The organism is Delftia tsuruhatensis (assembly GCF_903815225.1).
Taxonomy (GTDB): domain Bacteria; phylum Pseudomonadota; class Gammaproteobacteria; order Burkholderiales; family Burkholderiaceae_C; genus Comamonas; species Comamonas tsuruhatensis_A.
The window spans coordinates 1,320,146-1,332,241 of record NZ_LR813084.1 but is presented as its reverse complement, the minus strand read 5'-3'; the positions used below and the strand labels follow the sequence as shown (position 1 = coordinate 1,332,241).

The following is a 12,096-nucleotide window of genomic DNA, read 5'->3' as shown; positions in this document are numbered from 1 at the left end:
TCATTTCCCATCCTTTTCGCCCATGCGCTCGCTGCACGATGTACCGGCCCCGGCCAAACTCAACCTGTTTCTCCACATCACCGGCCGCAGGGCGGATAGCTACCACCTGCTGCAGTCGGTATTCATGCTGCTGGACTGGCATGACACGCTGCACCTGGACAGGCGCGGCGACGGGCAGGTCAGCCGCGAGGACCTCTCCGGCATGGCCCTGCCCGCCGACGATCTCATCGTGCGCGCCGCGCGGGCACTCCAGCGCGCCACAGGTTGCACCCAGGGCGTGCACATCGGCGTGGAGAAGCGCATTCCCGCCCAGGCCGGCATGGGAGGCGGCTCCTCGGATGCCGCCTCCACCCTGATCGCGCTCAACCGGTTGTGGCAGCTGAATCTGCCGCGGCAGGCACTGCAGCACATCGCACTGGACCTGGGCGCCGACGTCCCGTTCTTCCTGTGCGGCAGTTGCGCGTGGGTGGAGGGCATCGGCGAACAGATCACCCCGCTGGCACACGCCGATGCGCCGCCCCCCCAGAGGTTCGTGGTGGTCAAGCCCGAGGCCGGCCTGGAAACCATGGCAATCTTTCGCGACCCAGCACTGAAGCGTGACCACGCGCATGCTACAATCGCCGACTTTGCTGCAGATCACTACGGCTTTGGCCGAAACGACTTGCAGCCTGTCGCGGAAAGACTGCAGCCAGAAGTGAAAAAAGCCATCGATTGGCTGGAGTCCTTCAAACTGCATGCTAGAATGACGGGCTCGGGAAGTGCAGTATTTGCACCACTGACGCAAACAATCGACCTCCAAAGCGCCCCAAGCGCATGGAATGTCAAAGTTTGCAGCAATCTGCAGACCCATCCCTTGAAGGATTGGTTGGCAGATGAGAATTTCTAGGCTTTTCGTCCACGACGAGAAGCCTGTGTAGGGGAGTCGCCAAGTTGGTAAAGGCACCGGATTTTGATTCCGGCATGCGAGGGTTCGAGTCCTTCCTCCCCTGCCAAACATCTTTCGCGTCAAGGCAAACCCATCGTACTGGGGCGCTCAATGCATTCACATCATCCTGACATCATGGTCTTCACCGGCAATGCCAATCCAGGCATGGCCGCTGAAATCGTTCAGCACCTGGGCACCACACTGGGCGCCGCCGACGTGGGTCGCTTCTCCGATGGAGAAGTCGCCGTCGAGATCAAGCAGAACGTGCGCACGCGAGACGTCTTCGTCGTGCAATCGACCTGCGCGCCGACCAACGATCACCTGATGGAACTGCTGGTCATGGTGGACGCGCTCAAGCGCGCATCGGCCGAGCGCATCTGCGCGGTGATCCCCTACTTCGGCTACGCCCGCCAGGACCGCCGCCCGCGCTCGACCCGCGTGCCGATCACGGCCAAGGTCGTGGCCAACATGCTGCAGGCCGTGGGCGTCGAGCGCGTGCTGACCATGGACCTGCACGCCGACCAGATCCAGGGCTTCTTCGACATCCCCGTGGACAACATCTATGCCACGCCGGTGCTGCTGGGCGACCTGCGCCAGAAGAACTACGAAGACCTGATCGTCGTCTCCCCCGACGTGGGTGGCGTGGTCCGCGCCCGTGCGCTGGCCAAGCAGCTCGGCTGCGATCTGGCCATCATCGACAAGCGCCGCCCCAAGGCCAACGTCTCCGAAGTCATGCACGTGATCGGTGACATCGACGGCCGCAACTGCGTGATCATGGATGACATGATCGACACGGCCGGCACACTGGTGAAGGCCGCCGAGGTGCTCAAGCAGCGCGGCGCCAAGAGCGTCTACGCCTATTGCACGCACCCGATCTTCTCGGGCCCCGCCATCGACCGCATCGGCAACGGCGACGCCCTGGACGAGGTCGTGGTCACCAATACCATTCCACTGAGCGCCGCCGGCCAGGCCTGCAGCAAGATCCGCCAATTGTCCGTGGCCCCCCTGATTGCCCAGACGATCCAGCGGATTTCCACCGGTGATTCGGTGCTGAGCCTGTTCTCGGAATAGAATAGCGGGCTTTGTAGCCAAGATCTGCAAACCTCCTTCGGGAGGTTTGCGCGTTCCGGGCCGGTCTTCGGGCCGTTGCGGAACCATCGCAAGAGCAGCCATCTCCCGAGGGGACTGGCGTTCTTTTATCAACGGATGAGGCTGGTCGCGGTCCATCCATCTAGGAGTTAGTTATGCAATTCGTCGCTTTTGAGCGCGCCAAGCAAGGTACGGGTGCGAGCCGCCGTCTGCGCAATTCGGGCAAGGCCCCTGGCATCGTCTACGGTGGAGCCGCCGAAGCCCAACTGATCGAGATCGATCACAACGCCCTGTGGCACGCCCTGAAGAAGGAAGCGTTCCACTCCAGCGTGCTGGACATGGAAGTCAACGGCCAGACCTCCAAGGTCGTGCTGCGCGACGTGCAGTTCCACCCCTACAAGCAGCTGATCCTGCACGTGGACTTCCAGCGTGTCGACGACAAGACCAAGGTGCACCTGAAGGTGCCGCTGCACTTCGAAGGCGCGGAACAGTCCCAGGCCGTCAAGGTCGAGAACTGCACGGTCACCCCCCTGATCCACGAACTGGACGTGGTGTGCATGCCCGCCCAGCTGCCCGAATTCATCAAGGTGGACCTGAGCGGCCTGAACTCCAAGTCGACCCTTGGCCTGCAAGGCGTGAAGCTGCCCAACGGCGTGAAGGCTGTGGTGCGCGGCTCCAACAAGAACCCCGCCCTGATCTCCATCAAGCTGCCCGAAGTGGCTCCCGATGCAGGCGCAGCTCCCGCTGCCGCCCCGGCCGCTCCGGCCAAGAAGGGCAAGAAGTAATTCCTGGCTTTCCCCTGCGGCGGCTCCGGCCGCTGCAGTCCATGCAAAAGGCCCACCTCGCGTGGGCCTTTTGCATGGCCGCTCCCTCCCCGGCCTGCCACGGCCGCCATGGAGATAATCGCCGGATGATCAAATTGTTTGTCGGACTGGGCAACCCCGGGCCGGAGTATGAGGACACCCGCCACAACGCGGGCTTTTGGTGGATCGATGCGCTGGCGCGCGAGCTCAAGGTGAACCTGACTCCAGAGCGCAGCTACTTCGGACTCATGGCACGCACCAGCGTGCGCGGCGAAAGCGTCTGGCTGCTAGAGCCCCAGACCTTCATGAACCTCTCGGGCAAGTCCGTGGGCGCGCTGGCACGCTTTTTCAAGATCCAGCCCCAGGAAGTTCTCGTCGTCCATGACGAGCTGGACTTTGCGCCCGGCCAGGTCAAGCTCAAGCGCGGAGGCAGCCACGGCGGCCACAACGGGCTGCGCGACATCCATGCCCAGCTCGGCTCCCCCGACTACTGGCGGCTGCGCATAGGCATAGGCCATCCGGGCCACAAGGCCGAGGTCGCCAACTGGGTGCTCAGGAAACCCGCACCCGATCAGCGCCAGCTGATCGAGGACAGCATCGCCCACTCCCTGAAGGCCTGGCCCGAGCTGCAGGCCGGCGACATGGACAAGGCCACGCTGCTGATCCACACCACCAAGCCCCCGCGTCCCAAGCCTGCGCGCGCGGCATCGACCGAGCCAGGAGACCCGGACAAGGCCTAGCCCGGAGCCTGCGCCTGCAGGCGCAGGAACTTCTGCATCAGGGTTTCGCGGTCCTCGACATGGGCAGGATTGACCGGAATGCAGGCCACTGGGCAGATCTGCACGCACTGCGGCTCATCGAAGTGGCCCACGCATTCCGTGCACTTGCTGTGCTCGATCTCGTAGTAGGCCTCGCCCATGGAGATCGCGTCGTTCGGGCACTCGGGCTCGCACACATCGCAGTTGATGCATTCGTCGGTGATCATCAGCGCCATGGCAGCTCCTTCACGGACACGCGCACCTGGGATCCCGCGCAGCGGCTGGCAATGGGGCGGCTCGCCATAGGGCGGCACGCCATGGAGGCAACGGGTGTCATGGCGCCATTATCCCGTCCGCACCATAGTCATGGCACCCGAACGGACTTGTCGCGGCATGGCGCGAACGCACCGGAAAATCGCCTGGATGCTGCGCGCATCGCTGGCGCACAGTACCATTCGGGCCCAAGGCCTGCCCCATCCGCGGCCATGAATCTCCCCGACCTGTCCATGGCCCACAGCGCCCACGAACGCACCGACCATCCATGAGCATCTTCCTGCTCAAGCGCCTGCTGATGCTGGCAGCCACGCTGCTGGGTGCCTCGGCCGTGGTTTTCGGCGTGCTTGAAGTGCTGCCGGGCAACGCCGCCCAGATGCTGATGGGCCCCGATGCCTCGCCCGAGGCGGTGCAGGCGCTGGCGGTACAGCTGGGCCTGGACCGGCCGGCCTGGCAACGATACGCGCAGTGGCTGCAAGGTCTGCTGCACGGCGACATGGGCCTGAGCTACGCCTACAGCACGCCGGTCAGCGATCTCGTACTCGAGCGCCTGGCCGTCACCGTTCCCCTCGCCGTGATGGCCATGCTCATCACCACCGTGCTGGCCCTGGCCGCCGGTATCTATGCGGCCGCGCGCCACAACCGCTGGGGCGATCTGGGCGTCATGGGCCTGGCGCAACTGGGTATCGCCATTCCCAACTTCTGGTTCGCCATCCTGCTGATCCTGGTGTTCTCGGTGAAGCTCCAATGGTTCTCCGCAGGCGGCTTCCCCGGCTGGAGCGAAGCGGACGGCGGTGGTCCGCTACCCGCGCTGCGGGCGCTGCTGCTGCCGGCGATCTCGCTGGCCGTGGTGCAGGCGGCCATCCTGGCCCGCATCACGCGCTCCGCCGTGCTGGAGGTGCTGCGCGAGGATTTCGTGCGCACGGCACGCGCCAAGGGCCTGTCGCGCCGTGCCGTCCTCTGGGGCCATGTGCTGCGCAACGCCATGATCCCCGTGCTCACCGTCATGGGGCTGCAATTCGCACAGTTGCTGGCCGGCACCATCGTGGTGGAGAACGTGTTCTACCTGCCGGGCCTGGGCCGGCTGATCTTCCAGTCCATCGCCAACCGCGACCTCATCGTCGTGCGCAACTGCGTGCTGCTGCTGGCGGCCATGGTGGTGGTCATCAACTTCGCCGTGGATGTGCTGTACGCAGCCATCGACCCACGCATCGAGGCCAGCGACATATGAGCCCATCGGACAGTCAACTTGCGTCCCCGGCAGCGCCTGCGGAACACCTGCCCACGCGGGCGGTCACGCGCCAGGCGCCGGCGGGCCTGGCGCGACGCATGCGGGGACACCGCAGTTTCATGCTGGGCGGGGCGCTGACCCTGCTGCTGCTGACGGCCGCGCTGCTGTCCTTCTTGTGGACCCCGGGCTCGGCCTACGACATGGATCTGGAAGCCAAACTGCTGGCGCCTGCAAGCACGCACTGGCTGGGCACCGACGCCTTCGGGCGCGATGTGGCCTCGCTGCTACTGATCGGTGCGCGCAGCTCCATCCTGGTCGGCGTGATCGCCGTGGGCATGGGGCTGTCCATCGGCGTGGTGCTGGGGCTGGTGGCGGCAGCATACAGGGGCTGGGTGGAGGAGGCCATCATGCGCCTGGCCGACTTCAGCTTTGCCTTCCCCGCACTGCTTTCGGCCATCATGCTCACGGCCGTGTTCGGCGCGGGCATCGTCAACGCCATCATTGCCATCGGCATCTTCAACATTCCCACGTTCGCACGCATCACACGGGCCTCGGCCAAGGCCGTGTGGGCACGCGAATACGTGCTGGCCGCCAGGGCCTGCGGCCATGGCCGCGCCAGCATCACCTGGCACCATGTGCTGCCCAACATCCTGCCGGTGCTGGTGGTGCAGGCCACCATACAGTTCGCGCTGGCCATCCTGGCGGAAGCCGCCCTGTCCTACCTGGGACTGGGCACGCAGCCTCCCCAGCCATCCTGGGGACGCATGCTGAGCGAGGCCCAGACCCTGATGTTCCAGGCACCGCTGCTGGCCGTATGGCCGGGACTGGCCATCGCACTGTCGGTGCTGGGCCTCAATCTGCTGGGCGACGGCCTGCGCGATCTGCTCGATCCGCGCCTGTCACGGCAGCGCTGAAGGACGCGGCATGCCCCTGCTCGAAGTCTCCGGCCTCACCATCACCTTGCAGACCCCGCGCGGTCGCGCGCGTGCCGTGCAGAATCTGGAGTTCATCCTGGAGCGCGGTGCCACGCTGGGCCTGATCGGGGAGTCCGGCTGCGGCAAATCGCTGACGGCCCTGGCACTGATGGGTCTGCTGCCCGAGCATGCACAGGTCGATGGCAGCATCGTGCTCAATGGCCAGGAACTGCTGGACCTGGGCGAGGATGCGCTGTGCCGCCTGCGTGGCAACCGCATGGCCATGGTGTTCCAGGAGCCGATGACGGCGCTCAATCCCGTGCACAGCGTAGGACGGCAGGTGGCCGAGCCGCTGCGCCGCCACCTGGGCCTGGGTCGCCAGGCGGCACGCGCGCAGGCGGTGGCATTGCTGGAACGCGTGGGCATTGCAGGCGCGACCGGGCGCTACGACGACTTCCCGCACCAGTTCTCGGGCGGGCAGCGCCAGCGCATCACCATCGCCATGGCCCTGGCCTGCGGGCCCGACCTGCTGATCGCCGACGAGCCCACCACCGCCCTGGACGTGACCGTGCAGCAACAGATCCTGGACCTGCTCCAGGAACTGGTGGCCGAGCATTCCATGGCCCTGCTGCTGATCTCGCACGACCTGGGAGTGATCGCCCAGAACGTGGAGCAACTGCTGGTCATGTACGGCGGCACCGTGGTCGAAAGCGGCATGACCGAAGCCATCTTCGCGCGCCGCGCCCATCCCTACACGCGCGGCCTGTTCGCTGCACGGCCACAATGGAACGCGCGGGCGCCGGACAGCCCCCGCCAGGACCGCTTGCCCACCATTGCCGGGACCGTGCCCGAGCTGGTGGACCTGCCCGCCGGATGCGCCTTCGCGGGCCGCTGCGACTTCACGGAGCCGGCTTGCCACAGCGAGCGCCCCCGCTGCATGGTGCTGCAGCGCCCGCAGCGCCCCACGCCGTCGTCCCTCCAGGCCTGGGCACAGCCCCACGTGGTGCGTTGCCGGCGCCCCGAAGCCATTGCACCAGACCCTTTGGCAGCAGGAGCCGCCGAATGACGGCGCACGATGCCCCGCCCCTCGACGGCGCGCCTCTGCTGCAGGTGACGCAGCTGGCCCGCAGCTACCAGTTGCCGCGCCGCTCGCTGTGGCGTGCCCCCCAGCCGGTGCATGCGCTGCGTGGCGTGGACTTCACGCTGGCCGCCGGACGCAGCCTGGGCGTGGTCGGGGAATCGGGCTCGGGCAAGTCCACGCTGGCGCGGCTGGTGATGGCGCTGGACAGGCCCAGCGCCGGCAGCGTGCGGCTGCTCGGCCAGGATCTGCACCGCCTCTCAGGCCAGGCCCTGCGCGCCGCGCGCCGCGATTTCCAGATGGTGTTCCAGGATCCCTATGGCTCCCTGGATCCGCGCATGACCGTGGAGCACATCGTCTGCGAGCCCCTGACGGCCCAGCCGCTGCCTGCGGCGCGGTCCGCGCGCCGCGACCTGGCCGGTGCCACGCTGGAGCAGGTCGGACTGCGCAGCCAGGACCTGGACAAGTACCCCCATGAGTTCTCCGGTGGCCAGCGCCAGCGCATCGCCATCGCACGTGCGCTGATCACCCGCCCGCGCCTCATCGTGGCCGACGAGCCCGTGAGTGCGCTCGACGTCTCGGTCCAGGCCCAGGTCCTGAACCTGCTGCGGGATCTGCAGCGGCAACTGGGCCTGTCCTACCTGTTCATCAGCCACGATCTGGCCGTGGTGCGCCACCTGTGCGATGAGGCCATCGTGCTCAAGGATGGCCTCATCGTCGAGCGCGGAGCACCGCAGCAGCTGTTCCACGCCCCGCAACATCCCTACACGCAGGCCCTGGTCAGGGCCGTTCCGCGGCTCACGCTGCAGCACCGCGGCTAGCCTCTGCCATGGCCCAAGGCCGCGCACCTGTGCGTGCTGGTGTAAAAACACTGCTGCAGGCCGCAGCCAGCGGCCCGAGCCCCCTTGCAAGAATTTCCGGAGACCTGTTCATGTTCAACCGCCGTTCCCTGCTGGCCCGCTCCGCTGCCGCCGGCCTGCCCCTGCTGATGCCCTGGCCCGCACTGGCCCAGAGCCGCAAGGACAGCGTCACGCTGGCGATGACGCTGGAGCCACCGGGGCTGGACCCCACGGCAGGCGCAGCTTCCTCCATCGGCGAGATCGTGCTCTACAACCTGTTCGAGACACTGACCAAGATCAACTCCGACGGCAGTGTCTCCCCCCTGCTGGCCGAGAGCTGGGAAGTCTCGCCGGACCTCAAGACCTACACCTTCCGCCTGCGCAAGGGCGTGGGCTTCCAGAACGGCGAGCCCTTCAACGCCCACAGCGTGAAGTACTCCTTCGATCGCGCCGGCGACGACAAGAGCACCAACAAGGACAAGCGCACCTTCGCGGCACTGACCACGCGCGTGGTCGATGACCACACGGTGGTGGTCATCAACAAGGACATCGATCCCGACTTCCTCTTCGTGCTGGGCCAGGCCACTTCCATCATCGTCGAACCCAAGAGCGCGGCCACCAATGCCACGCGCCCCATCGGCACCGGCCCCTACCAGTTGGGCAGCTGGAACAAGGGGGCGGCAGTCACGCTCACGGCCTGGCCCCAGTACCGCACGGCCCCGAGCCTGCGCATACGCCGGGCCACTTTCCGCTTCATCTCCGATCCTGCCGCCCAGGTCGCTGCCCTGCTGGCAGGCGATGTCGATGCCTTCCCGCGCGTGACCCCGCGCAGCGTCGCCCAGTTCAAGGCCAATGGCCGTTTCCAGGTCGTGGTCAGCGGCTCGCGCGCCAAGACCATCCTGGCCATGAACAACGCGCGCAAGCCCCTGAACGACGCACGCGTGCGCCGTGCCATCGCCGCCGCCATCGACCGCAAGGCCGTGATCGACGGCGCGGGCGACGGCTACGGCCTGCCCATCGGCAGCTACTACGTGCCCACGGCCTTCGGCTATGTGGACACCACGGGCATCAATCCGTTCGACGTGGAAAAGGCCAAGGCCCTGCTGTCCGAGGCCGGCATCAAGACGCCGCTGGAGCTGACCATGACCCTGCCGCCCACACCCTACGCCCGCCAGGGCGGCGAGGTGATCGCCGCGCAACTGGCCAAGATAGGCATACGCGCCAGGCTGCAGAACGTCGAATGGGCCCAGTGGCTGTCGGGCACCTACACCCTCAAGAACTACGACCTGACGCTGATCTCCCATGTAGAGCCCTTCGACCTCGGCAACTTCGCCAAGCCCGACTACTACTGGGGCTACCAGTCCGCGCAGTTCAACGAGCTCTACGACAAGATCAAGAACGCCTCGCGCCCCGCCGACCGCTCGCGGCTGCTGGGTGATGCCCAGCGGCTGCTGGCCCAGGAATCGGTACACGCCTTCCTCTACACCCCGCAGTGGGTCACGGTGGCCAACAAGAGCCTGCGCGGCCTGTGGAAGGACATGCCTGTCTTCGTCAACGACCTCTCGGCCCTGTCCTGGGCCGGCTGAGCCGAAGGCGACACGGCCGCCTGCCATGGCGGCCCACACTGGGCCGCACATTCCCACAGGAGAAGCCTTGATGACTGCCATGCCACCTGCCCCGGGCCAGGCCCTGCACGACCTGCCCGCCCATGAGTTGCTGCGCGCCTACCGGGCGCGCAGCCTCTCGCCCGTCGAGGTGCTGGACGCGCTGCTGGCCCACGTGCAGCGCTGGGAACCGCAGTTGCACGCCGCCTACCTTCTGCGGCCCGAAGCGGCCCTGGCCCAGGCGCGTGCAAGCGAGGCCCGCTGGCTGCGCGGCGACCCCATGGGCCTGCTCGATGGCGTGCCCGCCACGGTCAAGGACAACATCGCCACGCGCGGAGACCCCACGCCTGTGGGCACGGCCGCCATGCCTCTGGTCGCGGCGCCGCAGGATGCACCGCCAGCGGCCCGGCTGCGCGAGGCCGGCGCCATCGTCTTCGCCAAGACCACCATGCCCGACTACGGCATGCTGTCCTCGGGCCTGTCCTCGCTGCACGGCAACACCTTCAATCCCTGGGACCTCGGAAAGACACCAGGCGGCTCCAGCGCAGGGGCGGGCGCCGCGGCCGCCGCGGGCTATGGCCCCCTGCATGTGGGCACCGACATCGGCGGCTCCATCCGCCTGCCCGCGGGCTGGTGCGGCATCTTCGGCCTCAAGCCCAGCCTGGGCCGCGTGCCCATCGATCCGCCCTATACGGGCCGCTGCGCCGGCCCCATGACGCGCACCGTCGCCGATGCGGCGCTGATGATGCAGGTGCTGTCCCGGCCTGACGCGCGCGACAGCATGGGCCTGCCCGCGCAGGACATCGCCTGGACCGGCTTCGACATGGATCCTGCCCAGGTCCGCGGCCTGCGCATCGGCCTGCTGCTGGAGGCCGGCTGCGGCCTGCCCGTGCAGCCCGCGGTGCGCGCCACCGTGGAGCAGGCCGCACGCTGGCTGGAGGCCGCCGGCGCCCATGTGGAGCCGATGCGGCCCTGGCTGACGCCGCAGATGCTCGACGGCCTGGACCAGTTCTGGCGCATGCGCTCGCACATGGACCTGCAGGCCCTGCCGGCCGCGCAGCGCGCCATGGTCCTGCCCTTCATCCGTGACTGGGCCGGCAGTGCCTCGGCGCTGACGCCCGCGCAGCTGTACATCGCCAGCCAGCAATCCCACCTGGTGCGCGTGGCCACCGTCCAGGCCACGGCAGCCTTCGACTACGTGCTGTCGCCGGTGGCCCCCATCACGGCGTTTGCCGCGCAGATGCCCTGCCCCACGAATGATCCGCTGCGTCCGCTGGAGCACATTGCGTTCACGGTGCCCTACAACATGTCGGAGCAGCCTGCAGCCTCCGTGCCCTGCGGCCACGACGGTGCCCTGCCCATCGGCGTGCAGGTCGCCGGGCGCCGCTTCGACGACCTGGGCGTACTGCGGCTGTCCCGTGTGCTCGAGCAATTGCGCCCGTCCCCGCCCGCCTGGCCGACGCCGCCCCGCGCTACTCCAGCCGAATCCCCGCGTCCTTGACGATGCGTCCCCAGCGCGGAAGGTCGCGCTCCATGACGGCGGCCAGTTCCTCCGGGCTGCTGCCCACCGGGCGCAGGCCCATGGATACCAGGCGGCCGCCGAGCTCGGGCGCGGCCACGACGCGCCGCACCTCGGCCGACAGCCTGTCGACGATGGGACGGGGCGTTCCCGCCGCCACGAAGGTGGCGAACCATCCATTGGCCTCGAACCCCGCCAGACCCGACTCGGTGAAGGTCGGCACATCGGGCAGCGCCGGATGGCGCTGCATGCCCGTGATGGCCAGGATGCGGATCTTGTCGGACTTCAGATGGGCATGGGCCGAGGACACGTCGATGAAGCCCGAGGACAGTTGTCCACCCAGCACATCGTTGACCAGCGGCGCCGCGCCCTTGTACGGGATCAACGCCAGGTCCAGCCCCGCCTTGGCCCGCAGCAACTCGCCATGCATGTGCGAGGAGGTTCCATTGCCATAGTTGCCGTTGCTGTACTTGCCGGGATGGGCCTTGACCAGGGCAATGAACTCCTTGAGCGTCGCGGCCGGCACCTCGCGTGGCACCACGAGCAGGTCCGAGGAAAGGGCCACCTGCGAGACCGGCGCGAAATCCCTGAGCACGTCATAGGGCAGCTTCGGGTACAGCGCCGGCGACTGGATCATGGCCGTGATCCCCAGCAGCAGGGTATGGCCGTCGGGCGCCGACTTGGCCACCACATCGTTGCCGATGATCCCGCTGGAGCCCGGCCGGTTCTCCACCACCACGGGCTGGCCCCAGGCCTGGCTCAGTTGCTGGGCAATGATGCGGCCGATGATGTCCGTGCCTCCCCCGGCCGGATAGGGGATCACCATGCGCAGTGGCCTGGAGGGATAGGCAGCGGGGCCCTGCGCCCAGGCGATGGGCGAGGCCGCTCCCAGGACCGTACTGGCCGCGCACGCCATGGCCGCCCGCAGGCAGCCGCGTCGACTGGATTCCATGGCTTGTCTCCTTGTGCTGTGTACGGCACCCTCCTGTGCGGGGTGCATGCCCTGCCATGGGGCAGAGGTCCATCGACAGTGTGGCCATGGCGGCTCGAGCCACCAATCACC

The 12,096-nt window shown here is 67.4% G+C and carries 12 protein-coding genes and 1 tRNA gene; 11 read left to right on the top strand and 2 right to left on the bottom strand.

The features are described 5' to 3' along the window. Nucleotides 1-22: 22 nt before the first annotated feature. The 5 genes from ispE to pth all read left to right on the top strand — a co-directional run bounded on the left by ispE (nucleotide 23) and on the right by pth (nucleotide 3,557). A complete protein-coding gene (gene ispE, locus L1Z78_RS06015; RefSeq protein WP_234640643.1) occupies nucleotides 23-886 on the top strand; it encodes a 4-(cytidine 5'-diphospho)-2-C-methyl-D-erythritol kinase in 864 nt (287 codons plus the stop codon). Nucleotides 887-915: 29 nt separating this feature from the next. Continuing rightward, nucleotides 916-992, top strand: a tRNA-Gln gene (locus L1Z78_RS06010). A 44-nt stretch (nucleotides 993-1,036) separates the two neighbouring features. Further along, nucleotides 1,037-1,996: a ribose-phosphate pyrophosphokinase gene (locus L1Z78_RS06005; RefSeq protein WP_234640642.1), complete on the top strand. Its 960-nt coding sequence runs from the start codon at nucleotides 1,037-1,039 to the stop codon at nucleotides 1,994-1,996. Between the two features lie 173 nt (nucleotides 1,997-2,169). Next, on the top strand, nucleotides 2,170-2,799 hold the full coding sequence (locus tag L1Z78_RS06000; RefSeq protein WP_234640641.1) for a 50S ribosomal protein L25/general stress protein Ctc: 630 nt from the start codon (nucleotides 2,170-2,172) through the stop codon (nucleotides 2,797-2,799). A gap of 125 nt (nucleotides 2,800-2,924) precedes the next feature. Beyond that, a complete protein-coding gene (gene pth, locus L1Z78_RS05995; protein ID WP_234640640.1) occupies nucleotides 2,925-3,557 on the top strand; it encodes an aminoacyl-tRNA hydrolase in 633 nt (210 codons plus the stop codon). Here pth and L1Z78_RS05990 read toward each other — a convergent pair. Further along, complete coding sequence (locus tag L1Z78_RS05990; protein ID WP_234640639.1) at nucleotides 3,554-3,811, bottom strand: YfhL family 4Fe-4S dicluster ferredoxin; 258 nt, start codon at nucleotides 3,809-3,811, stop codon at nucleotides 3,554-3,556. The genes pth and L1Z78_RS05990 overlap by 4 nt on opposite strands. Before the next feature lie 305 nt (nucleotides 3,812-4,116). On the opposite strand from L1Z78_RS05990, the gene L1Z78_RS05985 reads away from it, so the two are divergent. From L1Z78_RS05985 to L1Z78_RS05960, 6 genes are all read left to right on the top strand, one after another. Next, entirely contained in the window at nucleotides 4,117-5,079 is a 963-nt protein-coding gene (locus L1Z78_RS05985) for an ABC transporter permease (RefSeq protein WP_234640638.1), read from the top strand. Next, on the top strand, nucleotides 5,076-5,993 hold the full coding sequence (locus L1Z78_RS05980) for an ABC transporter permease (protein WP_234640637.1): 918 nt from the start codon (nucleotides 5,076-5,078) through the stop codon (nucleotides 5,991-5,993). Before L1Z78_RS05985 ends, L1Z78_RS05980 begins: the two co-directional genes overlap by 4 nt. Before the next feature lie 10 nt (nucleotides 5,994-6,003). Further along, nucleotides 6,004-7,059: an ABC transporter ATP-binding protein gene (locus tag L1Z78_RS05975; RefSeq protein WP_234640636.1), complete on the top strand. Its 1,056-nt coding sequence runs from the start codon at nucleotides 6,004-6,006 to the stop codon at nucleotides 7,057-7,059. Next, the gene (locus tag L1Z78_RS05970; RefSeq protein WP_234640635.1) at nucleotides 7,056-7,892 is read left to right on the top strand and encodes an ATP-binding cassette domain-containing protein; all 837 of its coding nucleotides are present in this window, start codon (nucleotides 7,056-7,058) and stop codon (nucleotides 7,890-7,892) included. Before L1Z78_RS05975 ends, L1Z78_RS05970 begins: the two co-directional genes overlap by 4 nt. 110 nt (nucleotides 7,893-8,002) lie before the next feature. Beyond that, on the top strand, nucleotides 8,003-9,496 hold the full coding sequence (locus L1Z78_RS05965) for an ABC transporter substrate-binding protein (protein WP_234640634.1): 1,494 nt from the start codon (nucleotides 8,003-8,005) through the stop codon (nucleotides 9,494-9,496). 70 nt (nucleotides 9,497-9,566) lie between these two features. Further along, nucleotides 9,567-11,015 carry an amidase gene (locus L1Z78_RS05960; RefSeq protein WP_234640633.1) on the top strand — a complete coding sequence of 483 codons (1,449 nt, stop codon included), beginning with the start codon at nucleotides 9,567-9,569 and terminating at the stop codon, nucleotides 11,013-11,015. On the opposite strand, the gene L1Z78_RS05955 is transcribed toward L1Z78_RS05960, so the two are convergent. After that, entirely contained in the window at nucleotides 10,987-11,985 is a 999-nt protein-coding gene (locus tag L1Z78_RS05955) for a Bug family tripartite tricarboxylate transporter substrate binding protein (protein ID WP_234640632.1), read from the bottom strand. The two genes, L1Z78_RS05960 and L1Z78_RS05955, sit on opposite strands and share 29 nt — an antisense overlap. Nucleotides 11,986-12,096 lie beyond the last annotated feature (111 nt).